This window comes from Mycolicibacterium wolinskyi str. Jessa 2025, from assembly GCF_049241375.1.
GTDB lineage: Bacteria > Actinomycetota > Actinomycetes > Mycobacteriales > Mycobacteriaceae > Mycobacterium > Mycobacterium wolinskyi.
The window spans coordinates 490,824-515,055 of sequence record NZ_CP185960.1; the positions used below are offsets into that span (position 1 = coordinate 490,824).

Sequence of the window (24,232 nt, forward strand, 5' to 3'; positions counted from 1 at the left end):
GCGCGACGTGATAGCGCAGGCGGAGATCGCGCCGATGACGGTGCCCGTGGGTAGGTCGGGCGTGCCGACCCGGCTGTTGAAATTTCACGCGCCGGAGATCGTGTTCGGCATCGACTCGATGGCCGAAGCCGCGCACGCCGCGGTGCGGCTCGGCGGGTTGCGGCCGCTGCTCGTCACCGATCCCGGGCTCATCGAGGCCGGCTGGGTCGACGAACTCGTCGGGCACCTGCGTGCGCAGTGCGTGACGGCGCATGTATGGAGCGGGCTGACCCCGAACCCCAAGGATCACGAGATCACCGCCGGGCACGAGTTCTACCGGTCGCACGGCTGCGACGTCCTGATCGCGCTCGGCGGCGGGTCGGTGATCGACGCGGCCAAGGGCATCGCGATCCTGTCGGCCAACGGCGGCGCCATCCTCGACTACGCCGGCGTGGACAAGGCCACCATGCCGATCCCGCCCCTCGTGGTGCTGCCCTCGACGTCGGGCACCGGGGCCGACGTCTCGCAGTTCTGCATCGTCACCGACACCACGCGCAACACCAAGATCACGATCCTGGGCCGCGCGCTGGTGCCCGACATCACCGTCATCGATCCCCGGCTGCTCACGACCATGCCCGAATGGCTCAACGCCGCAACCGGTTTGGACGCCCTGACGCACGGCATCGAGGCATTCGTCTCGCTCGGGCACAACCAGCTCACCGACCATCACGCACTGCGCTCGGTGGTCATGGTGACCGAAAACCTCGTGACCACCATCGAGCGCCCGCAGGAGATGCCTGCCCGCGTGCTGATGGCGCAGGCCGCGCTGGAAGCGGGCCTCGCGTTCACCAACGCCATCCTCGGCGCCGCGCATGCGATGAGTCATCAGGTCGGCGGATTGCTCGACCTGCCGCACGGCGTCATCAACGGGGTGCTGCTGCCGCACGTGGTGCGGTTCAACGCCGAGGCCGACCCGGCGCCGTTCGCGACCATCGCGTCCTGTCTCGGAATCGCCGACAAACGCGCACCCGAGCTGGAATCCGCGCTGGCGCTGGCGGATCGGATCCAAGAGCTCGCGCGGCAGGTCGGGGTGCCGCGCGGGCTCGGCGATCTGGGTGTGCGTGACGAGGACGTGCCGGTGCTCGCGCGCAACGCCATGGCCGACGCGTGCATCACCACCAACCCTCGCCCGGCCGACGAGGCCCAGTTGCGTGCGCTGTTCCGGGCCGCGCTATGAGGGCTCCGGATCTGGAGCGGCTCACCGGGGTTCGGTCCGGCAAGCCCACGTTCTATCCCGAATTCCGGGTCGCCGCGCAGCGCACCGAGCGGGTGATCGCGGCGCTCGAAGCGATATCGCGCGCGCTCGTGCAGACCGTCAACGGTCCCGAGAAACTCGTGCGTGCGGTCGCCGAGGCGGCCCGCACCCATCTCGGTGCCGACTGGGTGCTGCTCGCTCTCGCCGACGGCGCCCTGCCCGAAGCCCGGCCGCGCCACCTGATCCTCGACGCCGACGGCCATGCCTACTCGTTCGAAGGGCTCTCCGGCGCAAAGCATCCGGTGCCGCACCTGCCCGACGCGGTGCTCAATCGGCTCAACGACATTCTGCGTGGCCAGCTGGCCCAGTTCCGGCTTCCGGTCATCGAACCACATCACGCGCATGTGCCGATCGAACTCGACGGCGGCGTGATCGGCGCGTTCGCGGCATGGACGCCGAGCCACCGCACCCTCGACGGCACCGACGAGACCGTGATGCGCATCCTGTCGAGCCAGACCGCCGTCGCGCTGCACAACTGCGAACTGTTCCAGCGTTCGCAGACCCTGCTCGCGCAGTCGGAGGCCCGCAACGCCGAGCTGCTGGCCACCCAGCGCGAACTCGGTGCGGCACAACGGCATCAGGTGCTCGACAACGAACGCCACCGCATCGCGCGCGAACTGCACGACAGCGTGACCCAGACCGTGCTGTCGGCAGGCATGCAGATCGAGGTGTGCCGCAGCGAGGTCATGTCGCTGGGCGCGGGCGATCTCGTCGATCGACTGGACATGGCCAAGACCCTGACCCGGTCGGCGACCGAGCAGCTGCGGTCGGCGATCTACGCGCTGAACCATCCCGAAGACGCCAGCCGCTCCACGCTGCCCGAACTGCTCGAACAGCTCGCGACCGTGCACATGCCCGAGGATCTGCGCGTGACGCTGCGCGTCGAGGGCGCGGTTGCCGAACTGCCCAGCGAGGTCGAGCATGCACTGCTGCGCGTGGCGGGCGAGGCCCTGTTCAATACGGCTATGCACGGCAACGCAACCCGCGCGATCGTCCGGCTGCGCTACCGGCAGGACGTGGTGACACTGTCGATCTCCGACGACGGCACCGGCGATCCGGACAAGTTGCGCCTCATGCTGCGGCTTGCCGACGCGACCGATGTCGACGGCCACCACCGCGGCCTGGCCAACATGCTTGCCCGCTGCCGGGAACACGGCGGCACGTTCGCGGTGCAGCGGTCCCGGATCGGCGGGGTCCGCGTGGTCGCGACGATACCCAGGAGGCACTGACGTGATTCGATTGGCACTCGTCGACGACCACGCCATCCTGCGGCAGGGCCTGCGTTCACTGCTGGAACGCGAACAGGACCTGATCGTGGTCGGCGAGGCATCGAGCGAACCCGAGGCCGAGGCGATGGTGGCGGCCGTCAAACCCGATGTCGTGCTGCTCGACCTCAAACTGTCCGCCGGATCGGACTTCGAAGGTTTGTCGTTGTGCACCAAGCTGTCTGCCGCGCATCCCGAGGTCGGTCTGCTGGTGCTGACGACGTTCCTCGACGAGGATCTCGTGGTACGGGCCGTGCACGCCGGGGCCCGCGGCTACGTCGTCAAGGACGTCGACACCACCGAACTCGTGCGCGCGATCCGCGCGATCTCGTCCGGCGACAGCGCGTTCGATTCCCGCAGCGCGGCCGCGGTCGTGCGCTCGCTGAGCGGACGCACCGAGCCCCGCGAGCAGCTCACCGACCGCGAGATCGAAGTGTTGCGGCTGTTGGCGGCGGGGTTGTCCAACATCAAGATCGGCGAGAAGCTGTTCATCTCCGCGACGACGGCGAAATTCCACGTCAGCAACATCATGCGCAAGCTCGACGTCAGCCGCCGGGCCGAGGCGGTCTACGCCGCCAGCAAGCGCGGGTTGATCTAGCGATCTAGTACGGTCGGCGGCATGGGGCAAGGTCGCGAGTGGTACCCGCCGATCGAACCGTACGAGTCCGGCATGCTCGACGTCGGCGACGGCAACTCGATCTACTGGGAGGCCTGTGGGAACCCGTCCGGCTTCCCGGCCGTCGCACTGCACGGTGGTCCGGGGTCGAGTTCGAAGCCCGGCATGCGGCGGTATTTCGATCCACAGCGGTACCGCATCGTGCTGTTCGACCAACGGGGCAGCGGCCGCAGCACACCCCACGCAGGCGATCCATCGGTTGATCTCGCAGTCAACACGACCGATCACCTGATCGCCGACATGGAGGTGCTGCGAACACATTTGGGCGTGGATCGGTGGGTGGTCGCGGGCTGGTCGTGGGGTACGACGCTGGCGTTGGCCTACGCCGAACGGCATCCCGAGCGCGTCGCGGCGATGAAGTTGACGGCGGTCACCACCACGACGCCGAGCGAGGTGCGGTGGATCACGCGCGATGTCGGGCGGTTGTTTCCGGCCGAGTGGGCGCGGTTTCGTGACGGCGTGCCCATGGCCGACCGGGACGGCAGCCTCGTCGACGCGTATGCACGGCTGCTCGCCGACGACGACCCGGGCGTGCGGGACAAGGCGGCGTGGGATTGGTGTGAATGGGAGGACTCGCACATCAACCTCGGTCCCGAGCCTCGGCCATGGCACGTCGAGATGGCGCCCGAGGACCGGATGTGCTTCGCGCGCTTGGTCACTCACTATTGGTGCCACGCCGCGTGGCGGGCCGAGGGCGAACTACTCCGCGACGTCGACAAGATCGCGCACATACCGGCGGCGTTGATTCACGGTCGGCTCGATGTCAGCGGTCCACCCGACATCGCGTGGCAGCTCGCCCAGCGTTGGCCGGCCGCCGAGCTTCACATCGTGCCGGGCATGGGACATGAATCCGGTGGGGCGATGGGGGAATTGGGCGTGCGGGCCCTCGACCGTTTCGTCGCCTGATCGAGCACAAGCCAACCGCCGTGATGCTCGGAGACGGTGACGTGCACACCCGGATGAGTGTGGCTGAGCCGTTCACCCAACCGAACCAGCTCGGCGACATCGAATCGGCGCACATGCCCGTAGCAGGCCTGCGGTTCGTCTTCGAAGGGCACCGCGACGATCACTCGGCGCCGGGCCAGCCGTAGCGCCTCGGCGAGAACCGCATCGCCGGCCGCCGGGCTCAGGTGCTCCAGTAGATGCAGGGCGGTGACGGTGTCGGCCGCGCCGTCGGCAATTGGCACGTGCGCGGCGTCGCAGGCCAAGGTGTGCACCGGCCGGCACAACTGGAAGCTCACGCGGCTGAGCAGATCCATCGTGGGCGCACTGAGATCTGTTGCGGTCACCTCGAATCCGGCCCGGCTCATGCGCAGCGGAAAGAACCCGAAGCACGAGCCGAGGTCGAGTACCTGTGAGCCGGCGGTCAATTGCATGGCCCGCTCGTGGACCGGCGCGAATGCCGCACGGCCGGATTCGAGCGCGGCCAGCGAGTTGCGGTAGAACCGTGACCACGCGGGCATTCCGCCGTCGACCGTGGAGCGCACGATGCCGGTGAACACGAGCTCGAAGTCGGGTTGCCCGCGCAGTACTCCGCTCGCGCCGAGTTCGTCGGTCAGCAGGATGGCGAGCTCGTCGGACAGCTCATCCGGCGTGAGATCGTGTTCAACGGTCAGGGCGCCGCCGCGGCGCTGAGCGCAGAACCGTGGTGTGCAGACCGTGCCGGTGTGGTCACGGTGTGGCCCACGACGCCGGCGTACCCGCACCCCGTTGCCGCTCCACACACCCCGCGGTGCCGGCGCCAGCGGATCGACCGGTGCCGGCCCGAGTACGGTAACGGCCATGCCGGACAACGCTATTCGGGTCAGGCGTGGGGTAGCCCGCCCCAATCGGTCGTGAACGTCGTCTGACCGGGTGGTTCTGCAACTGCCCGTTCGGCCAGTGTTGTCCGGCGGTGAGCTGTTATAGCGTCGGCGGTATCCGTGACGCCGGGAGGTCCTGATGTCCGATCGCAACGATGCCGTCGAGGTAGACACCGCCGACACCGGACAACACGCCGCAAGCCACGCCCCGCTTGACCCGTTGCCTCCCACCAGCGTGGTGAGTGCCCGGCCCAAGCGGGTACGCGACGTGCGCCTGACGCGCGAACTGCTGTAGGCGGCTGTCCCGGACGGGTTCAGCGCCTACGGGATGCCTAGCCGGCCTTGTGCGCGGTGAGCAGGAAGGCCGGGAACTTGATGCGGCCTTTTTCGTCGACGCCGTGCGGCGGCGGATCGAACGGCGCATCGGGGATCGCGATCGCGTTGGCGTGGATGAACGCAGGCCGGATGTCGTCGATCTCCCAGTGCTTGGAGACCGCCGCCCGCAGTTCCTGCTCGGTCACCTCGTTCGGCTTGACCTCCATCTCGGAGGGGAACGCGCCCTTCGCGAACACCAGCACGAAGTAGCTGGCGCCCGGTGCCGACGCGCGGTGAATCGAGCTGAGGTAGCCGTCGCGGCCCTCGATCGGCAGCGAGTGGAACAGCGTCGAGTCGATGACCGTGTTGAACCGGCCGTCGTAGCCGGTGAACGAGGTGATGTCGCCCTGGACGAAGCTCGCGGTGCTCAGGTTGCGTTCCTGGGCGGCGCGGTTGGCCGCGGCGATCGCGGTCGGGCTCAGGTCCATGCCGACGACGGTGTAGCCGTCGGCCGCGAGCGCCAACGACAGCTCGGCGTGCCCGCAACCTGCGTCAAGCACATCGCTGCGGAACTTCCCGGCCTGGTGCAGCGCCGCGAGCTCGGGCTGCGGCTCACCGATGTTCCAGGGCGGCGGGCCTTCGAAACCGGATTCTCCCCGGTAGGCGCCATCCCAGTCCAAGACGTCTTGTGATGTCATGCCAACCAACGTACGCGTCTCAGTCCCATGTGTGGACGGGCTCGTTACTGTGCATCCGCTGGACATACAGCCGCAACATTTCGGCCAACGCCTCGGGTCGCGACCGTCCGCTTTGCTGGAAGTCCTGCACCGTGGACACCTGCCACGCCGCGCCCGTCTGGCCGGTCTTGGCCCGGCCCTCGATCACGCCGAGATAGCGATCGCACACCTCGCCGGACACACCCCAGCGCCGCAGGCCGTCGTGTGCGAGCGGCAGCAGCTGGCGCAGGATCAGCTCGTCGGGTGTCACCTCGCCCAGACCGGGCCAGTACAACCGGGCATCCATCCCGTGCTGGGCGCCTGCCGTGAAATTGTGGTGCGCCGCAGCGAAACTCATCTTCGTCCACAACGGCCGGTCTTCTTCGGACAGGGTCCGCAGCAACCCGTAGTAGAACGCGGAATTGGCCATCATGTCGATCACCGTCGGCCCGGCGGGCAGCACCCGGTTCTCGACCCGCAGGTGCGGCAGGCCGTTGACCACGTCGTACACCGGACGGTTCCACCGGTAGATGGTGCCGTTGTGCAGCCGCAGCTCGGACAGCGTTGGGGCGCGGCCCGCGGCGAGCTCGGCGACGGGGTCCTCGTCGGACAGCTCGGGCAGCAGCGACGGAAAGTACCGGACGTTCTCCTCGAACAGATCGAATATCGAAGTGATCCACCGCTCGCCGAACCACACCCGCGGCCGCACGCCCTGCGTCTTGAGTTCGTCGGGCCGGGTGTCGGTGGCCTGCGTGAACAACTCGATACGGGTCTCGGCCCACAGTTGGTGACCGAAGAAGTACGGCGAGTTGGCGCCCGCCGCGAGCTGCGGCCCGGCAAGTACCTGGGCGGCGTTCCAGTTCCTGGCGAAATCGGCGGGGGAGACCTGCAGGTGCAGTTGCATGCTGGTGCACGCCGACTCCGGCGCGATCGACGCGGCCTGGATGCTCAGCCGTTCGGGCCCGGCGATGTCGATCGCCATGTCCTCGCCGCGGGCCGTGAAGATCGAGTCGTTGAGTGCCTGGTATCGGGTCGATTCGCTCATCCAGCTACCCGAAAGGTGTTCGGGCATAAGCGTCGGCAGGATACCGACCATCACGATGTGCGCGCCGTCCTCATTGGCCTTGGCCTCGGCCGCGTTCAGGCTGGCCCGGACCTCGTCCTCCAGCTCAAGGGCGGCGCGGCCGGGCAGCGGCCGCGGGGGCACGTTGAATTCGATGTTGTACGCGCCCAATTCGGTCTGGTACGCGGGATCGGCGATGGAATCGAGCACTTCGCGGTTGGACATGGCCGGCTGGTACTGGCTGTCGACCAGGTTGCACTCGATCTCCATGCCGGTCAGCGGGCGCTCGAACTCGAATTTCGACTGGGCGAGCATGGTTTCGAACACGTCGAGGCACAGCTGCACCTTGCGGCGGTACTCCTGCCGGTGCGCCCGCGTGTACTCGGTCCGCTTGACCTCTTCGCCCACACCGCGATGCAACAACGTCGAGCGGCCTTCGCGCAACAGAATCGCGAATAATCATCGTCACGGCGGGTAGCCGGGTCCCATGCAGATCACCGTCACGTTCGTCGGCAATGCCACCACGCTCGTCACCGCCGACGGCATCACCTTGCTGACCGACCCGAACTTCCTGCACCAAGGCCAGCACGCGTATCTCGGATATGGCTTGGTATCCAAGCGCCTGCGTGAGCCTGCGCTGTCGATCGAGCGGCTGCCGCCGGTCGACGCGGTCGTGCTCTCGCACATGCACGGTGATCACTGGGACCGGGTGACGCAGCGCAGACTCGACCGTACGCTACCCATCCTGACCACGCCGCACGCCGCCAAACGGCTGGCCCGCCGCGGATTCGTCCACGCCGTCGGCATGTCGACGTGGCAGAGCCACCGGATTGCCAAAGGCGGTTCGTCGGTCACCGTCACGGCGCTGCCCGGGCGGCATGCCCCCACTCCGGTGGACCGGCTGCTGCCGCCGGTGATGGGATCCATGCTCGAGTTCACCGACGGAACGGCCGTACGGCGCCTCTACATTTCGGGGGACACCCTGCTGGTCGAGGAACTCGACGAGATACCGACCCGATTCTCGTCGATCGATGCCGGCGTCTTGCATCTGGGCGGCACCCGATTGCCGTTCGGCAGGCACCTGCCGTTCGGCCTGACCGTCACCATGGACGGACGCCAGGGCACCGATCTGGTCGAGCGGCTGAACCTGCCGAGGGTGATCCCGGTGCACTTCGACGATTACGGGGTTTTCGCGTCGCCGTTGTCCGACTTCGTCGACGACATGAAGCACCGGGGCATGGGCGGCCGCATCATCGAACTGGAGCGCGGCGCGTCGACAACCCTGTGAAATCAGACCGGGCCGGGTCATCGACCCCGGTAGTGTCGGAACTTGCGATGACCTCATCGGCGGAGGCAGATCAAGGCGGGCTCGAACAGGTTTCGCGCGCTGACCGAATAGCGGCACTGACCGGGGTACGTGCCGTGGCCGCACTGACGGTGATGGGCACCCACGCCGCTTACGGCACGGGACTGCTGACGGCGGGCTATGTCGGCCTGATGAGTGCCCGGCTGGAGATCGGCGTCGCGATCTTCTTCGTGCTGTCGGGTCTGCTGCTGTTCCGCCCGTGGGTGCAGGCCGCTGTAGAGGGCAGCGACGGGCCGAGCGTATGGCGGTACGCGCGAAATCGCTTCCGCCGCATCATGCCTGCGTATGTCGTGACGGTGCTGGTGGTGTACGGCGTGTACGAATTGCGCCCCGTGACGCCGAATCCCGGCCACACCTGGGCAGGTCTGGTGCGCAATTTGACCCTGACCCAGATCTACAGCGACGACTACTTCACGGTCTACCTGCACCAGGGGTTGTCGCAGATGTGGAGCCTGGCAGTCGAGGTCGCGTTCTACGCGGTGCTGCCGTTACTCGCCTATCTGCTGTTGGTGGTGCTGTGCCGCCGACGTTTTCGGCCCGTACTGCTGCTCACCGGCCTGGGCGCGCTCGCCGCGGTGAGCCCGGCCTGGCTGGTGGTGTTGCACGCGACCGACCTGCTGCCGGTGGGTGCCGGATCGTGGTTGCCGCACTACCTGTGCTGGTTCGTCGGCGGCATGATGTTGGCGGTGCTGGCCGCCATGGGGGTGCGGTGCTATGCGCTTGCCGCGCTGCCCTTGGCGCTTGCGTGTTATCTGGTGGTGTCGACGCCGATCGCCGGAACCACGACCGCGAGAACGCTCGGTCTGTCGGAGGAGCTTTTCAAGACGATCTTCTACGCGGTGATCGCGACACTCGTCGTGGCCCCGCTCGCACTTCGCGACGAGAGCCGGTACCGGCGGCTGATGGGCAGCAGGCCCATGGTGTGGCTCGGCGAGATCTCCTACGAGATCTTCCTGCTGCACGTGGTCGTGATGGGCCTGGTCATGGAATTGGTACTTGGCTGGCACATCTACACCGGATCGGCGGCGGTGCTCTTCGGGGTGACACTGGTGTTCACGGTGCCGTTGGCTTGGCTGTTGCACCGGTTGACCCGGCCACGACGCTAGCCGCGGCCCGCGATCACGATCTGCGGAAGCCGAAGGCCGCCGCGCAATTCCACGCTGATGGCGGGGTCGGCGTGGGCGGCGAGCGCGCGCAGCGCGGACGGGCTGTAACAGCGCAGCGAACTGATCACGCCGTCGTGCACGAACGGCACCACCGGTGCCAGCGGCAGCATCGTGGCCAGCCGCAGCAGGTGCAACGGGGCAGGCGGCCGCGGCAGGTCGATGATCAGCAGCTTGCGCGCCACCCGGGTGCCCTCGGCGAACACCTGAGAGGCCTGGATGGGGGCCAGGTGATGGAAGGACAACGCGAAGACCGCCAGGTCGAAGCTTGCGTCGGCGGCGTCGATCGCGGTCGCATCCATCTCGCGTACCACCGCGCGCGGATGGCGGCCCAAATCGCTTGCGACCATGTCGGCTACCGAAACCGGATTGACGTCGGTGACCGTGACCCGTGCGGTGGGGTGGTTCTCCAGCAGCTTGCGCGACACACCGCCGTGGCCGGCACCGAGCTCGAGGATTGCCGGGTCCGGCGCGTCGGCCACCAGCTCGAGGGCGATCGCCGCGAATTTCTCGTGGTTGCCGAAGAATTCGCCGGTCCACTCGAGTGCGCGGATCACGCTGCGCTTGCGTGCCTCGTCGACGTCGTCGCGATCCAGATACTCCAGCCGATCGGTCTCCAGCAGCCGGTCCAGGCAGGATGCCTTCGGTCCGCCACGGGGCATGTGCTCGATATCGGCGGTCTCGCTACCCATGTAGGCCATGATGGACGTTTCGGAGGGCAGGAGCGACGCGACCCGGGAAAGGAACACAGTGGCCGACTTTGTCGCAGCGATCGACCAGGGCACCACCAGCACCCGATGCATGATCTTCGACCACGACGGTGCCGAGGTGGGCCGTCATCAGCTCGAACACGAGCAGATCCTGCCGAGGGCCGGATGGGTGGAACACAATCCCGTCGAGATCTGGGAACGGACTGCGTCGGTCATCATGACCGCGCTCAACCGGACCAATCTGTCCGCGTCGGATCTGGCCGCCCTCGGCATCACCAATCAGCGGGAGACCGCGCTGGTGTGGAACAAGCACACCGGCAGGCCCTATCACAACGCCATCGTATGGCAGGACACGCGCACCGACCGGATCGCGGCAGCGCTCGATCGCGACGGCCGCGGCGACGTCATCCGGCGCAAGGCCGGCCTGCCGCCCGCAACGTACTTCTCGGGCGGAAAGATCCAGTGGATTCTCGACAACGTCGACGGTGTCCGCCGCGATGCCGAGAACGGTGACGCGATCTTCGGCACCACCGACTCCTGGTTGACGTGGAACCTCACCGGCGGATATCGCGGCGGCGTGCACGTCACCGACGTCACCAACGCCAGCCGCACGATGCTGATGAACCTGGAGACGCTCGACTGGGACGACGAACTGTTGTCGTTCTTCGGGATTCCGCGCCAGATGCTTCCCGAGATCAAGCCCTCGTCCTATCCGGCCTCGTTCGGGATCACGCGCGATGACGGCCCGTTGGCCGGGCAGGTGCCGCTGACGGGCATCCTCGGCGATCAGCAGGCCGCGATGGTCGGTCAGGTGTGTCTGGACGCGGGTGAGGCCAAGAACACCTATGGCACCGGCAATTTCCTGCTGCTCAACACCGGCGAGAAGATCGTGCGTTCGGACAACGGACTCCTCACGACGGTGTGCTACCAGTTCGGGGACGCGAAACCCGTTTACGCCCTTGAGGGTTCGATCGCGGTGACCGGTTCTGCCGTGCAGTGGCTGCGCGACCAGCTCGGCATCATCAGCGGAGCCGCGCAGAGCGAGGCACTGGCCCGTCAGGTTTCCGACAACGGCGGGGTGTATTTCGTGCCCGCGTTCTCCGGGCTGTTCGCGCCGTACTGGCGTTCGGATGCCCGCGGCGCGATCGTCGGGCTGTCGCGGTACAACACCAACGCGCACCTGGCCCGCGCGACGCTGGAGGCGATCTGCTACCAAAGCCGCGACGTCGTCGACGCCATGGAAGCCGATTCCGGTGTGCACCTTGAGGTTTTGAAGGTCGACGGCGGGATCACGGCCAACTCGCTGTGTATGCAGATTCAGGCCGACGTGCTCGGCGTGGATGTGGTCAAACCCGTCGTCGCCGAGACGACCGCGCTGGGCGCGGCCTACGCGGCCGGCCTGGCCGTCGGCTTCTGGGAGAACCCTGACGATCTGCGGGCCAACTGGCAGGAAGGCCAGCGCTGGACGCCGAACTGGAGCGATGAACAGCGGTCGACGGGTTACGCCGGCTGGCAGAAAGCCGTTGGCCGCACGCTTGATTGGGTCGACATCGAGTGATTTGTGCACATCGACAGGCGGTCAGCGCCGGTGGATGTGCACAAATCACATCTGAATGTGGCACTTGGCGAGGACGGGCTTGAGTTCCTCGTAGTACTGAGTGCCGAGCATCGCGTGTTTGGCCTTGTCGTTGTTGCGGGCCGTGTCGGCGATCTGGTCGGCCAAGTCGGCCAATTTGCCGGCTTGGTCGGCGACTTCGCCGGGGCTGACCTGCTGCGCCTGGTCACGGACGGCCTTGGCCCAGTCGCCGAAATCGCCGGCCGTGGGGCCCCGGTTGGTGTCGAAGACCGGCAGGATGAAGGCTTGATGGCTCAGCCCGACGAGAGGTTCGACCTGACGGCAGCTCTTGTTTGAGACGTACGCGAACGCGGTCGAGCCGAGGACGACCACGACCGCGGAGATGGCGGCGGCCGTCGCGATGGCCAGGGTTCGAGGTTCGGCGTCGGGGACGCGCCGCCGCCACATCACGTGCGCGAGGACGATCGCGGCCACCGCGAGCACCGCCATCACGCCGGCCTCGATCAGCTGCCCGACACCGGACGCAGAGCTGGTCGCGCCCATCGTGGCCACCGTTGCGAGCAGCACCAGCAACCACTGCCAGACGCCGCGCCTGCGTTCGTAGGCATCGACATCGCGGAACTGGATTCCGATGACGGCGCCCGCCGCGGTGAGGACCGCGACGAGCGCCGGCACGACGATTGTGACGAGGCTGTCCACGTGGGCAGCCTACGGGCAGCTCACTGCTCGCCGAGGATCTGGTAGATCTCGCGGCGCGCGTTGTTGACGGCGTCGAGGATGCGCTGCTGCTGATCCTCGTTGGCGGTGTGGGCGGACTGGGCGACCGCGCCCATCAGCTGAGCGACCGCGCCGTGCAGGTTGACGGCGTTGGGGTCGGCGTCCTCCACGATCTCGTCCCAGGGCGCGGTCGCGATCTTCTCGGCGGCCGCGCGGCCCTCGTCGGTGAGTTCGAACGTCTTCTTGCTGCCTTCGCTTTCGGCGGGGACGATCAGTCCCTCGTCGACCAGCAGCTGCAGCGTCGGGTAGACCGAGCCGGGGCTGGGCTTCCACAGGTTGTTGCTGCGTGCGGCGATTTCCTGAGTCATCTCGTAGCCGTGCATCGGCCGCTCGGCGAGCAGCGTCAGGATGGCGGCACGGACATCCCCGCGCCGACCGCGCCCGCCGCGGCCACCGCGACGTCCGCCGCGCGGGCCGCCGAATCCGAATCCGAAGCCGCCGCGCGGATCGAATCCGAACTCGAAGCCGCGGCCGGGACCGAAGCCCGGGCCGCCGAAGCCGGTCTCGCAGCGCGGGTCGAGGCCTTGTTCGCGGGCTTCGTGCAAGTGCGCGCGCATCTGATCGCGCATCTCACGCCGCGCTGCGCGGCGCTGGTGATGCATGGCCCGGCGATCGCCCGGCCCGAAACCCGGGCCGAAACCGAAGCCGAAACCGCCTGGTTGTGGGGTGAATGGGGTGCTCATATGGCATGTCCTCACTGTCGGAGGAAGCACTGGCTGCGCTTCCGATACGTTGACGATATATCGAAAACTATCGCGATGCAACGATGAAGTCAGGTTCGGCGCTTCTCCAGCTCGGACACCACCCAGCGGGCCCACTCGGCTTGCATGGCGTTCATGCGCAGGCCGTACTCCAGCGCGGCATGCCCGAAGAAGTCGTCGGCATCGGTCCAGTCGACCGAGGCTTCCAGCGCCTTCAGGCGTTCGGCCTCGCGGTCGGAGTAGTCGGCCAGGGCCGCGAGGTGGCTGCGCGCTTCGTCGACCGGTAGCTCTCCGAGTAGGAAGACCCGTAACAATTCGGCGCTGCGCTCGGGCGGATCGTCTTGCGGGTTGGCGATCCAGCGCAGCAGTTCGGCGCGGCCCGCGGGGGTGGCCCGATACTCCTTGCGGCCGCGCGGCCCGATGTCGGAAACCTCGATGAGCCCGGCTGCGGCGAGCTTGTTGAGCTCGCCGTAGAGCTGGCTCTGCGTCGCCGGCCACACGTTGGCCATGGATTTTTCGAACCGCTTGAGCAGGTCATATCCACTGCCTGGGTGCTGGACGAGCAGGCCGAGGGCCGCCATGCGCAAACTCATGCGGGCATCTTAGCTTCCACTCTTGACATGTCAGTTGTGGAATGTCAGGGTTGGGGCAGTCCCGCCCAGCCTCAGGAGACCCGGATGACCGAGACCGAAATCAACAACGGACTGCCCGGCGAAGGTGCGTTCTTCACGAAAGGCAACTACGCACCCGTCGCCGACGAGCTCACCGAATACGACCTGCCCGTCGACGGCGCGATACCGCCCGAGCTCGACGGCTGGTACCTGCGCAACGGTCCCAATCCCCGCCAGGCCAGCGCGCACTGGTTCACCGGTGACGGCATGATCCACGGCGTGCGCATCGAAAACGGTGCGGCGAAGTGGTATCGCAACCGGTGGGTGCGAACCGAGAGCTTCATCAAGGACTTCCCGGTCTACAACCCGGACGGCACACGCAACTTGCGGTCCTCACTCGCCAACACGCATGTGGTCAACCACGCGGGCAAGACGCTCGCATTGGTGGAATCCTCGCTGCCCTACGAGGTCACCAACGATCTGGAGACCGTGGGGGCCTACGATTTCGGCGGCAAGCTCGTCGATTCGATGACCGCGCATCCCAAGATCTGTCCGACCACCGGCGAACTTCATTTCTTCGGCTACGGAAGCATATTCGAGCCGTATGTGACCTATCACCGGGCCGACGCGAACGGTGAGCTCACCATCAACCGGCCCGTGGACGTCAAGGCGCAGACCATGATGCACGACTTCGCGATGACCGCAGGGCACGTGATCTTCATGGACCTGCCTGTGGTGTTCGACCTCGACATCGCCATCAACGGGGGCGACATGCCCTACCGCTGGAGTGACAGCTACGGTGCCCGGCTGGGGCTGCTGCGTCGCGACGATCCGTTCGGCGAGATCCGCTGGTTCGACATCGACCCGTGTTATGTGTTCCATGTCGCCAATGCCTACGAGCACGGCAACAAGGTTGTGCTGCAAGCTGTTCGGTATCCCGAGCTGTGGCGCAAGGACGGTGATTTCGATGTGCCCGCGGTGATGTGGGAATGGACCCTCGACCTGTCGGCGGGCACGGTCACCGAACGCCAGCTCGACGACTACGGCGTGGAGTTCCCGCGCATCGACGATCGGCTCGCCGGGCTCAATGCCCGGTACTCGATCGCGGTGGGGGACAACACCTGGGTCCGTTACGACCTGACCACCGGTGAATCGGTCCGCCACGAACTCGGATCGGGCGGACCGGGTGAAGCGGTGTTCGTCCCCGGGTCCGGCCCGGCCGACGAGAGCAACGGTTGGTATCTCGGCTACGTGTACGACCCGGCCCGCAACGGCAGCGATCTGGTGATCCTCGACGCCTCGGACTTCAGCGGCAAGCCGGTCGCGAGAATCAAACTGCCGCAGCGTGTTCCCTACGGCTTCCACGGCAACTGGATCAGCGCCTAACCGGCCAGTGCGCGGTGCTCGTTAGGGCTGATGCCATAGGCACGCTTGAACGCGCTGCTCAACGCGAACGGTGTCGAGTAGCCGACCTGCCGGGCCACGGACGCGACCGTGGCCCGGCTCGTCTGCAACAGGTCGGCGGCCAGCGCGAGCCGCCACCCGGTCAGGAACGCGATCGGCGGTTCACCGACCTGTTCGGTGAACCGCCTCGCGAACACCGCACGCGAACATCCAACGGCCGCCGCGAGATTGGCGACGGTCCAGGGGTGGGCGGGATTGTGGTGGATGAGCCGCAGCGCGGGCCCGACGATCGGATCCTGCTCGGCCAGCCACCACGCCGGGGCGTTGCCGTCGCGGCCGAACCAGCAGCGCAGCACCGCGATGAGCAGTAGGTCGAGCATCCGGTCGAGATAGACCTCGTGGCCGGGCCCGTCCTGCCCGGCCTCCGCCGCGAGCAACCCGACCAGCGGCGAATCCCATTCGGTGAAGCGGACCACGAGTACGGGCGGCAGCACGTCGAGCAACCGCGCGCTGACCGCGCTGCGACCTTCGTAGGCGCACACGATGGCCTGCGCCGCACCGGAAGCCGAGTTGCCCCACGTCCGCACCCCCAGCGACATCTCGAAGCGCAGACTCTCGCCGGACAGCGTCGTGCAGCGCTGACCGGGATGGATCACCACGGTCGGCGGCGTCGCCGGATCGTCGGCGAACACATAGTGATCGGTGCCGCGCGTCAACGCGACGTCGCCGGGCTCCAACCGGGTGATGCCGCTGGTGTCGCCGACGATCACCGCACTGCCCGCGGTCTGACAGATCAGGGTCAGGGGTGCGTCGTCCTCGATCCGCATCGACCACGGCGGATCCATGCGCAGCCGCAGCACGAAGGCGCCGCGCGCCCGCACCCCGTCCAGCAGTCCGGCCAGGGCGTCCACGTCGGTAGCGTAGCGCTCACCGCGGTTTTCGTAGCTCGATCAGATGACGCGACGAGTGCGCGACGAACGGCCCGCCTGCCTCGATCCGGCGGTGCAGCGCATGGAGACGGTCGCGGTAGGCCTCGACGGTGAAATCCGGCACGGTCCAGATCACCTTGCGCAGGAAGTACACCACGGCGCCGATGTCACCGAATTCCATCCGCAGCCGCTCGGATCGCACGTCGACGACGTCGAGGCCCGCCGTGCGCGCGGCCGCCGTTTCATCGTCGGGATGACGCTTCATCCGGGCCTGCTCCTGGGGCCCGAGGAAGAACTCCACCAGTTCGAAAACGCTTGCGGGCCCGACGTGCTGGGCGAAGTAGGTGCCGCCCGGCGCGAGGACGCGGGCGATCTCCGCCCACCACACCGTGGCGGGATGGCGGCTGACGACGAGGTCGAACGCCGCGTCGCCGAAGGGCAGCGGCGGGTCATCGGGCGTCGCGACGACCACGACGCCGCGTGGGCCCAACAGCCGCGTCGCCCGCGCGACGTTCGCCGGCCAGGACTCGGTCGCGGCCATCGTGAGCGGAAACTTCTCTGCCCCGGCCAGAACCTCACCTCCGCCGGTTTGGATGTCGAGGGCCGACGAAACGTGCGCCAGGCGCTGACTCATGAGCCGCTGATAGCCCCACGACGGCCGTTGCTCGGTGGCTCGGCCGGCCAGCCAGGAGAAATCCCAGCCATCGACGGGAGCCGCTGCGGCCTCGGCGACGAGTGCATCGAAATCGCGCGTCATGGTCCCATCGTGCCAAGACGGCCGCGTATGGAAACGGGACGGCAGGCCATGGAGTCACCGGCCGATGAACAGTTGACTGCAGACATGAATCCGAGCCCAGTCATCGTGCTGACCGCGGTCGCCGCTCTGGCGAGCGCCGCCGTCGGCGGTATCTTCTACGCGTTCTCGACCTTCGTCATGCGCGGCCTCAACCGAACCGGACCGACCGACGCGTTCACGGCCATGCGCGGCATCAACACCGAGGCCAACGCCAACCCGGCGTTCCTGCTGTTCTTCGTCGGATCGGCCCTGTTGGCGCTGGCCGTCGGGGTCGTCGCGCTGATTCAGATCGGCAGGCCGGGCAGCTGGCTGCTGCTGGCGGGCGCGATCTTCGGCATCCTCGGCTTCGTCATCACGATGGTGTTCAACGTGCCGCTCAACAACCGGCTCGACCGCGCCGACATCGCCGACGCGGCGGCCGAGTGGCAGTCCTACTTCACCGCCTGGACGGCGTGGAACCACGTCCGCACCGGCACCGGATTCATCGGTGCGGTGCTGATGCTGGCCGGCCTCGCGTACCGCTGATCAGGTGTAGGCCACGTGGACGCGGTGGATACGCCCCTCGAACGGGAACGGCGCGCGTTCGCGGTAATCCAGTGACACCGGCGAACCGAGGCATGTGCCGATGTCGAGGCAGTCGTTGGCGGTGAACAGCAGTGGGGCGCTGATCGGTACCTGGCCGGATGCGACGGTCTCGTCGCCCACCGACATCGTGATGTCAAGTGGTCCGGCCGGGCGCTGCTCGGTGTACCGGGTGCGCACCGTGATGGTCGCCGTGCCCGGCGCCACCTTGGCCGCGGAGCGGATCTTGGTGCGCGACAGGATGAACAGGTTGTACTCGTAGCAGAGATAACCTTCGTCGAAGTAGCACGTCAAACCGCCCGCCGCGGCACCGAGTGCGTACAGCACCCCGTTTGCGTTGGCCGGGATGTCGGCAGTGATGGTGACCGTGTTGTTCTTGTTGCCGAGTGCGGGTGCGCAGAACTCGGGCATTCGCACCATGTCGCCGGTGAATTCCCACTCCTTGTACGGCGGAGCGATGCGGAGCTCGGGATGGTAGACGGGCACCCACAGCCCGCCACCGACGGGGAGCACGGAGTTGCGGGCGGCCTCGATCGCGAACATCTCGCGCATCTGGATGAGCTTTTCCGGCTCCTGCTCGGCGAGATCGCTTGCCTGCGACCAATCTTCGTCGAGGTGGTAGAGCTCCCAGGTGTCGTTGTCGGGCGTCCACGTCGCGATTCCCGGGGGTGTGCCCGGCACCCACGGCAATCGGGGGCCACGTGCGCAAGCCACCCATCCGTCGTGATAGATGGCTCGGCTGCCCATGATCTCGAAGTACTGGGTCTTCTTGCCGCCCGGCGCCGAGCGGTCGACCAGGGTGCGCGCGAAACTCGCGCCGGCCAGCGGGATCTGCGGATCGCCGTTGACGACGCGCGGCGCCTCGATCCCGAGGATCTCGTAGATCGTCGGGACGATGTCGTTGCAGTGCAGGAACACGTCGCGCGGGGTGGGATCCGGCGTGATCTTCCTCGGCCATTTCACCGCGACGGGGTTACGGGTTCCGCCGAGGTGTGAGGCCAGGAGCTTCATCCCCTTGTACGGTGTGCTGCCCGCCCATGCCCAGCCGGCGTGGTACTGGTTGTCGACCAGCGGTGAGCCGAGCACATCCAGGCCGCCGAGCTCGTCGAGGGCGTCGATGTGCTGGCGCACGGTCGTCGGAATCCCGTTCTGTGCCAACAGTTCCGCGATGGTCCCGTTCTGCCCTTCACCGGACGAGCCGTTGTCGCCCCAGATGTAGAAGAACAGGGTGTTCTCGGCGTATCCCAGTTGCTCGAGTTCGTCGGCGATCCGGCCGACCTGGACGTCGACATGCTCGGCGTATCCGGCCGCGACCTCCATCAGGCGGCGCTGGAACGGCTTCTCGTCGTCGGGGATGTCCTCCCATGCCGCCATCGCCGCGTCGCGCGGTGTCAGGGCGCAGTTCTCCGGAATCCAGCCTTTCTCCTTGGCGCGTACGAAGACTCGCTCCCGGTACGCATCCCAACCGTCGTCGAACTTGCCGGTGTAGCGGTCCGCCCACTCCTTCATGATGTGGTGCGGCCCGTGCAGGCATCCACTGGCCCAATACATGAAGAACGGCTTGTCGGCGTTGAACGCCTTGTGGCGGCGCAGCCAGCCGATCGCGTCGTCGGCGAGATCCTCCGAGAGGTGATAGCCCTCTTCCGGTGTCCTGGGCGGGGCCACGACCGTGGTGTTGCGAACCAGATGAGGCTCGTACTGCGACGCCTCACCGGCGAGGAAGCCGTAGAAGTACTCGAAACCGAGCCCGGTCGGCCAGTTCTCGAACGGGCCCGCCGCGGTGGTTTCCTCGGCCGGGGTGTTGTGCCACTTGCCGAATGCCGACGTCGCGTAGCCGTACTGCTTGAGCACCTCGGCAACGGTCGCGCTGCTGCGCGGGATCTTGCCCGCGTAGCCGTCCCAGTCGTTGGCGAGCTCGGCGATCTGCCCGTTGCCGATCTCGTGGTGGTTGCGGCCGGTCAGCAGGGACGCCCGCGTCGGCGAACACATCGCCGTGGTGTGAAAACGGTTGTAGGACACGCCTTCCGCGCACACCCGGTCAAGTGTCGAGGTGGTCACCTCGCCGCCGAACGTCGACGGCAGCCCCGGCCCGGCATCGTCGATCAGGACGATGACGATGTTGGGCGTGTCCTCGTGTAGCCGGCGCGGGGTGGCGCGCTGCGCGTAGGTGGATTCCTGCAGGGTCCGGCCCGCGATGCTGGCCGACGGAATCGGCGCGAACGGCAAGACTCCTCCGCCCGGCAGCACTGGCGCAACCACATCTACACCGTCAGACAACTGTGTTCCTTTCCCTGGCGAATCCCTGGCGACCGAACGTACAACTCTGCAGGACGCGGCAAACTCCCGTCTTGACACTTGGGGACAGATAATTGACAGTCTGGGACATGGCGGTGATCCGTGGGACTGCACTGACGAATTACCACCAACTCGTTGCCGAACTCGGCGGTGACAGCAAGCGGTTGTTGGCCGGCGTTCACATCCCGTTCGGCAATGTCGGCAGGCACGATCGGTTCATCTCACTGGCCAACGGCGCTCGACTGCTCGAGGAGACCGCCGTCGAGCTCGAGACGCCCGACTTCGGCCGTCAGCTCGCGTTGCGCCAGGGCATCGACATCCTCGGTCCGGTGGGGCTCGCGGCCCGCACGGCGGCGAACGTGGCCGAGGCCTTCGCGATCTTCGACACGTTCATGGCCGCCTACAGCCCGGCCATCAGCGTGCGCATCGCCGCGCACCCCGACCCGGCGTTGCGCCGGCTCGAGTTCGAGTATCTCCTCGATCCGGCCCCGCCGCAGGCGCAGGCCATCGAGCTGTCGCTGGGTGTCACCCTGCGCGTCTTACACCACTTCCTCGGTGGCCGGTACCGGCCGGTGTCCGTGCACCTGCCGCACCCGGCGCTCACCGTCACGGCGCAGTACCAGGACTATTTCGGTTGTGCGCCATGCTTTTCCGAGCCGGTCGCGGGATTCACCCTGCGCGCCGTCGACCTGCAGCGCGCACTGCCCACCGACCGCCTGGCCCACCAAACGGCCGTCGACTACCTCGCCAGGACCCGCGCCGGTCGCTCGCATCCGACGACGTATGTGGTGCGCACGCTCATCCGTCAGCTGCTGCCGACCGGCGCGACCACGCTGGCCGACATCGCACTCCAGATGGGCCTGCACCCCAAGACCTTGCAGCGGCGGTTGCGTGCCGAGGGTGCGACGTTCCAGCAGATCGCCGATCAAACCCGGCGCGACATCACCGAGAAACTGCTGCTGGACCACGAGCTGACCCTCGACCACATCTGCCGCCAGCTCGGGTACGCCGAACAGAGCGTGCTGACCCGGTCGTGCCGACGGTGGTTCGGCACGACGCCAAGCGGTTACCGGGCCGACGTCCGTCCCTGACCCCGGAACGTGATCGCGACGACCGCCGCGGCTGTCAGCACGAGCGTCGCGGCGATGATCGCCGTCGGCGCGATACCCGAATCGAACGCCGTCCGTGCCGAGTCCATTAGCTGGGCGGCCGTCGCGGCGGGCAGATCCGCGGCGACCGAGGTCGCCCCGCCGATGCTCTCGGCGGCATCACCGGCCTGCTCAGGCGTGAGCCCGGCCGGAACCTCGACCTTCGCGCGGTAGAACGCGGTGAAGATCGTGCCGAGGGTGGCCGTGCCGACCACGGCGCCGAGCTCGTACGCCGTCTCCGAGACCGCGGAAGCCGCACCGGCTTTCGCCGCAGGCACGGACGCCACGATGGTGTCGTTGGACACTGTTTGCGATACGCCGACACCGAGCTCGAGCACCACGAACGACGCGATGATCGCAGCCACCGAGAGGTCGTGGCGGAACAGCAGGATCAAGATGAACCCGGCCGCGACGAACACCAGGCCGAAGATCATCAGCGTCTGCGGCGCGAAGCGTTTGGCGGCCTTCACCACGGCCAGGCCCGCGATCATCGACACCACCGCGCCCGGCAGCGTGACCAGACCCGCGGTCAGCGGCGACAAGCCGAGCACCAGCTGCAGGTGCTGCGAGATGAAGAAGATGAACCCGATGAGGCCGACGATCGACAGGAAGTTCGCGAGGATCGACGAGCTGAACGGAGCATAGGAGAACAGCCCGATGTCGAGCATCGGCGTCGCGCTGCGCTTCTGGCGCCGCACGAACAACGCGCCCGACGCGATGCCCGCGGCGAAGGCTGCCGCGGCGGCGATAGACAGGCCGTCGTGTGCCGCGGTCTTGATGGCCCAGACCACCGGCAGCATCGCGGTGAACGACAACATGACGCTGGTCAGGTCCAGCGGGCCGGGATTCGGGTCACGGGATTCCGGGACGAGCTTGGGCCCGAGGACGAGCAACGGCAGCAGGATCGGTACCGCGACGAGAAACACCGAGCCCCAGTGGAAATGCTGCAGCAGTGCACCGCCCACGATGGGACCGAGCGTGGATCCGGCCGTGAAGCACGAGGCCCAGATCGCGATCGCGAGCCGCCGCGCGGAGGCTTCGGTGAAGATGTTGCGGATCAGTGACAGCGTCGATGGCATCAACATCGCGCCGAACACACCGAGCAGGGCGCGCGCGGCCACGAGGTACTCGGCGCTGGGCGCGAAGGCCGCCAGCGCCGACACGACGGCGAAACCGGTGGCGCCGATCAGCAGCAGCCTGCGCCGGCCGAACCGGTCGCCGAGGCCGCCCATCGCGACCAGCAGTGCGGCCAGGACCAGTGAGTAGACGTCGACGATCCACAACTGGGTGGATGCCGCAGGGCGGAAGTCCTCGGCGATGGAGGGCAGCGCGAACGCCAGCACGGTGTTGTCGATGGCGATCAGCAGCACTGGCAGTGTGAGTACGGCCAGCGCGAGCCACGCCCGTCTGGGCGTTTGGGTCGGAGTCGACGGCGCACCGTCGATACAGGTCGACATGAGAAGGGTCTCCTGGTTTCGGAAAGTTTTGTGGCGCTTGCGAATCAGCGGATTCAGGCGCGCGGCAGGTGGATGGTGCCCGTGGTCAGGCTGGCCATGATGGCGTCGACGATCTGGTGGCGCGGGGTGCCGTCCTGCTTGGCGGCTTCGTAGCCGGCCTGCAGCAGCGCCCAGAACACTCGTCGGGCCCATCCAGGGGGGTATTCGGGTCTTTCGGTCGAAGCCCGGTTGAGCACCTCGACGATGGCCTCGTCCCCGGTGTCCAGGTAGGCCGCCAACTCGGGGTCGGCCAGGATCGTCGGCTCGTTGTAGACGAACAGCACGATGGGCCCGAGGTCGAGTTGGCTCTCCACGACCCGGCGCAGCGCCGCGTCGGCCGGTCCGTGGGTGGGGTCGGCACGCTCGATCTCGGCATTGCTGAGCTCGTGCACGTGGCGGGCGAGCGCGCGCAGCAGATCGGTGCGTTCCGCGAAGTACCGGTGCACGGTACTGCGGCCGACGCCCGCCGCCGCGGCGATATCGCTCAGCGCCGCCGCGGGCTGGTCTGCGAGCACGGTCATCGCGGCATCGAGGATCGCCTTACGGGTGCGTTCGCGCACACCGCTCTCCATCGATACCTGGCTGGTCATGCGTCAAAATATAGCACGAATTGACCAAAATGAGACAGTGGTGTCCCAAATCTCAGCTGGGCGGAGTGAATCCGCTGGTCGGTGGTGCCGGGTGAGGCGGCTGGACCGGTGGTGCGGGCGGCGGCTGGATCGGAGGCTGCGGCACCGGAGCGAACGTGGGCGGCGGGGCCGGATGCGGCGGCGGGGGCCCGGCCGGTGTCAGCCGGGCCAGTTCGCGGCGGTGCCGCTCGGCCAGCACTGCGGCCAGCACGTATTGCGGTGGCGCACCCGGCGGCGGTGGCGGGGAGATCTGGGCGGCGACCTCACCGAGGATTCGATAGGCCATGTCGTCGCGCACACGCGGATCGAGCTGGTTGGCCCGGGACAGGAACTGCCTCGCGAGCTCGGCTTGCTCGGCGCGCAGACCGGACAGCTGCAACGACGAGGCCCACCACGCCAGCGTCGGCGGCATCGCCGGGGGTGGGGTCAACTTCGGGCCGCGCTCGCTGATCACCACGGTGCCCGCGAAGATGTCGCCGATGCGTTTGCCTTTGGGGGACAGCAGGCTGCAGATGACCGCGGGGCCGCCCGTGAACATCCAGATCTCGATGAACCCGGACAGACCCCGAAACAGGGCCTGCCGGAAGCGTTCCGGGCTGCCGTCGTCGGCTACCACGCGCAGCCCCAAGGCCATCTTGCCCAGCGAGCGGCCACGCGTCGCGGTCTCCATGATGACCGGATAACCGACGATCGTGAGCACCGTGAAGATGATCAGGATGGCCGCCGAGAGCGCGTCGTCGAGTTGACTCAGCGTGATCGCCCACAGCATCACCCCGACCAGGTAACCGACGAACACGACCACGATGTCGATGAGTACGGCCAGTGCCCGCACCGGCAGCTGCGCGATCGACACATCGAGGATCACGGCATCCCCGGTCACCACCGGCTCAGGCTGGGAGACCATACCGTCACACGCTA

The 24,232-nt window shown here is 67.4% G+C and carries 24 protein-coding genes; 11 read left to right on the plus strand and 13 right to left on the minus strand.

What is annotated here, in order from left to right; all coding sequences use genetic code 11:
• Window positions 1-34 precede the first annotated feature (34 nt).
• Genes ACOI2T_RS02560 through pip form a run of 4 tightly spaced genes read left to right on the plus strand, consistent with a single transcriptional unit; the run spans window position 35 to window position 4,141 of the window.
• Complete coding sequence (locus tag ACOI2T_RS02560) at window positions 35-1,216, plus strand: iron-containing alcohol dehydrogenase (protein WP_409502742.1); 1,182 nt, start codon at window positions 35-37, stop codon at window positions 1,214-1,216.
• Window positions 1,213-2,523, plus strand: a complete 1,311-nt coding sequence (locus tag ACOI2T_RS02565; protein ID WP_409502508.1) for a MadS family sensor histidine kinase — start codon at window positions 1,213-1,215, stop codon at window positions 2,521-2,523. The genes ACOI2T_RS02560 and ACOI2T_RS02565 overlap by 4 nt, the downstream gene beginning before the upstream one ends.
• 1 nt (window position 2,524) lies before the next feature.
• Window positions 2,525-3,157: a two-component system response regulator MnoR gene (gene mnoR, locus ACOI2T_RS02570; RefSeq protein WP_067851786.1), complete on the plus strand. Its 633-nt coding sequence runs from the start codon at window positions 2,525-2,527 to the stop codon at window positions 3,155-3,157.
• Window positions 3,158-3,178: 21 nt separating this feature from the next.
• On the plus strand, window positions 3,179-4,141 hold the full coding sequence (gene pip, locus ACOI2T_RS02575) for a prolyl aminopeptidase (protein ID WP_409502509.1): 963 nt from the start codon (window positions 3,179-3,181) through the stop codon (window positions 4,139-4,141).
• On the opposite strand, the gene mftM is transcribed toward pip, so the two are convergent.
• Window positions 4,057-5,019: a mycofactocin oligosaccharide methyltransferase MftM gene (gene mftM, locus ACOI2T_RS02580; protein ID WP_409502510.1), complete on the minus strand. Its 963-nt coding sequence runs from the start codon at window positions 5,017-5,019 to the stop codon at window positions 4,057-4,059. The genes pip and mftM overlap by 85 nt on opposite strands.
• Window positions 5,020-5,176: 157 nt before the next feature.
• Between mftM and ACOI2T_RS02585 the strand changes: the two genes are divergently transcribed.
• Window positions 5,177-5,332, plus strand: a complete 156-nt coding sequence (locus tag ACOI2T_RS02585; protein ID WP_409502511.1) for a hypothetical protein — start codon at window positions 5,177-5,179, stop codon at window positions 5,330-5,332.
• Window positions 5,333-5,369: 37 nt separating this feature from the next.
• On the opposite strand, the gene ACOI2T_RS02590 is transcribed toward ACOI2T_RS02585, so the two are convergent.
• Both ACOI2T_RS02590 and ACOI2T_RS02595 read right to left on the minus strand, forming a co-directional pair.
• Window positions 5,370-6,050: a class I SAM-dependent methyltransferase gene (locus ACOI2T_RS02590; protein ID WP_409502512.1), complete on the minus strand. Its 681-nt coding sequence runs from the start codon at window positions 6,048-6,050 to the stop codon at window positions 5,370-5,372.
• A gap of 19 nt (window positions 6,051-6,069) precedes the next feature.
• Window positions 6,070-7,539, minus strand: coding sequence for a glutamate-cysteine ligase family protein (locus tag ACOI2T_RS02595; protein WP_409502513.1), 1,470 nt, complete (start codon window positions 7,537-7,539; stop codon window positions 6,070-6,072).
• A 79-nt stretch (window positions 7,540-7,618) separates the two neighbouring features.
• On the opposite strand from ACOI2T_RS02595, the gene ACOI2T_RS02600 reads away from it, so the two are divergent.
• Window positions 7,619-8,419: an MBL fold metallo-hydrolase gene (locus ACOI2T_RS02600; protein WP_409502514.1), complete on the plus strand. Its 801-nt coding sequence runs from the start codon at window positions 7,619-7,621 to the stop codon at window positions 8,417-8,419.
• A gap of 47 nt (window positions 8,420-8,466) precedes the next feature.
• A complete protein-coding gene (locus tag ACOI2T_RS02605; RefSeq protein ID WP_409502515.1) occupies window positions 8,467-9,603 on the plus strand; it encodes an acyltransferase family protein in 1,137 nt (378 codons plus the stop codon).
• Here ACOI2T_RS02605 and ACOI2T_RS02610 read toward each other — a convergent pair.
• Window positions 9,600-10,361 (minus strand): methyltransferase domain-containing protein, encoded by a 762-nt coding sequence (locus ACOI2T_RS02610; RefSeq protein ID WP_409502743.1) that lies wholly within the window; start codon window positions 10,359-10,361, stop codon window positions 9,600-9,602. The genes ACOI2T_RS02605 and ACOI2T_RS02610 overlap by 4 nt on opposite strands.
• A gap of 49 nt (window positions 10,362-10,410) precedes the next feature.
• Here ACOI2T_RS02610 and glpK point away from each other — a divergent pair, with 49 nt between their 5' ends.
• Window positions 10,411-11,928 (plus strand): glycerol kinase GlpK, encoded by a 1,518-nt coding sequence (glpK, locus tag ACOI2T_RS02615; protein ID WP_067851792.1) that lies wholly within the window; start codon window positions 10,411-10,413, stop codon window positions 11,926-11,928.
• A gap of 45 nt (window positions 11,929-11,973) precedes the next feature.
• Here the strand turns inward: glpK and ACOI2T_RS02620 are convergent, their stop codons facing one another.
• From ACOI2T_RS02620 to ACOI2T_RS02630, 3 genes are all read right to left on the minus strand, one after another.
• Window positions 11,974-12,645: a hypothetical protein gene (locus tag ACOI2T_RS02620; RefSeq protein WP_409502516.1), complete on the minus strand. Its 672-nt coding sequence runs from the start codon at window positions 12,643-12,645 to the stop codon at window positions 11,974-11,976.
• A gap of 20 nt (window positions 12,646-12,665) precedes the next feature.
• A complete protein-coding gene (locus ACOI2T_RS02625) occupies window positions 12,666-13,406 on the minus strand; it encodes a PadR family transcriptional regulator (RefSeq protein ID WP_409502517.1) in 741 nt (246 codons plus the stop codon).
• An 89-nt stretch (window positions 13,407-13,495) separates the two neighbouring features.
• Window positions 13,496-14,017: a PadR family transcriptional regulator gene (locus ACOI2T_RS02630; protein ID WP_409502518.1), complete on the minus strand. Its 522-nt coding sequence runs from the start codon at window positions 14,015-14,017 to the stop codon at window positions 13,496-13,498.
• 84 nt (window positions 14,018-14,101) lie between these two features.
• Here ACOI2T_RS02630 and ACOI2T_RS02635 point away from each other — a divergent pair, with 84 nt between their 5' ends.
• Window positions 14,102-15,421 carry a carotenoid oxygenase family protein gene (locus tag ACOI2T_RS02635; RefSeq protein WP_409502519.1) on the plus strand — a complete coding sequence of 440 codons (1,320 nt, stop codon included), beginning with the start codon at window positions 14,102-14,104 and terminating at the stop codon, window positions 15,419-15,421.
• Here the strand turns inward: ACOI2T_RS02635 and ACOI2T_RS02640 are convergent.
• The gene (locus tag ACOI2T_RS02640) at window positions 15,418-16,350 is read right to left on the minus strand and encodes an AraC family transcriptional regulator (RefSeq protein ID WP_409502520.1); all 933 of its coding nucleotides are present in this window, start codon (window positions 16,348-16,350) and stop codon (window positions 15,418-15,420) included. The two genes, ACOI2T_RS02635 and ACOI2T_RS02640, sit on opposite strands and share 4 nt — an antisense overlap.
• A 16-nt stretch (window positions 16,351-16,366) precedes the next feature.
• Window positions 16,367-17,125, minus strand: coding sequence for a class I SAM-dependent methyltransferase (locus ACOI2T_RS02645; protein ID WP_409502521.1), 759 nt, complete (start codon window positions 17,123-17,125; stop codon window positions 16,367-16,369).
• A gap of 84 nt (window positions 17,126-17,209) precedes the next feature.
• On the opposite strand from ACOI2T_RS02645, the gene ACOI2T_RS02650 reads away from it, so the two are divergent.
• Window positions 17,210-17,689: an anthrone oxygenase family protein gene (locus tag ACOI2T_RS02650; protein WP_409502522.1), complete on the plus strand. Its 480-nt coding sequence runs from the start codon at window positions 17,210-17,212 to the stop codon at window positions 17,687-17,689.
• On the opposite strand, the gene ACOI2T_RS02655 is transcribed toward ACOI2T_RS02650, so the two are convergent.
• A complete protein-coding gene (locus tag ACOI2T_RS02655; protein ID WP_409502523.1) occupies window positions 17,690-20,023 on the minus strand; it encodes an arylsulfatase in 2,334 nt (777 codons plus the stop codon).
• Window positions 20,024-20,130: 107 nt separating this feature from the next.
• Between ACOI2T_RS02655 and ACOI2T_RS02660 the strand changes: the two genes are divergently transcribed.
• Window positions 20,131-21,132 (plus strand): AraC family transcriptional regulator, encoded by a 1,002-nt coding sequence (locus ACOI2T_RS02660; protein ID WP_409502524.1) that lies wholly within the window; start codon window positions 20,131-20,133, stop codon window positions 21,130-21,132.
• Here the strand turns inward: ACOI2T_RS02660 and lfrA are convergent.
• The 3 genes from lfrA to ACOI2T_RS02675 are packed head-to-tail and all read right to left on the minus strand — an operon-like array spanning window position 21,108 to window position 24,218.
• Window positions 21,108-22,646 carry an efflux MFS transporter LfrA gene (gene lfrA, locus ACOI2T_RS02665; RefSeq protein ID WP_409502525.1) on the minus strand — a complete coding sequence of 513 codons (1,539 nt, stop codon included), beginning with the start codon at window positions 22,644-22,646 and terminating at the stop codon, window positions 21,108-21,110. The genes ACOI2T_RS02660 and lfrA overlap by 25 nt on opposite strands.
• 53 nt (window positions 22,647-22,699) lie before the next feature.
• Window positions 22,700-23,275 (minus strand): TetR/AcrR family transcriptional regulator, encoded by a 576-nt coding sequence (locus ACOI2T_RS02670; protein WP_067850137.1) that lies wholly within the window; start codon window positions 23,273-23,275, stop codon window positions 22,700-22,702.
• Window positions 23,276-23,327: 52 nt separating this feature from the next.
• Window positions 23,328-24,218, minus strand: coding sequence for an RDD family protein (locus tag ACOI2T_RS02675; protein ID WP_409502526.1), 891 nt, complete (start codon window positions 24,216-24,218; stop codon window positions 23,328-23,330).
• Between the last annotated feature and the right edge of the window lie 14 nt (window positions 24,219-24,232).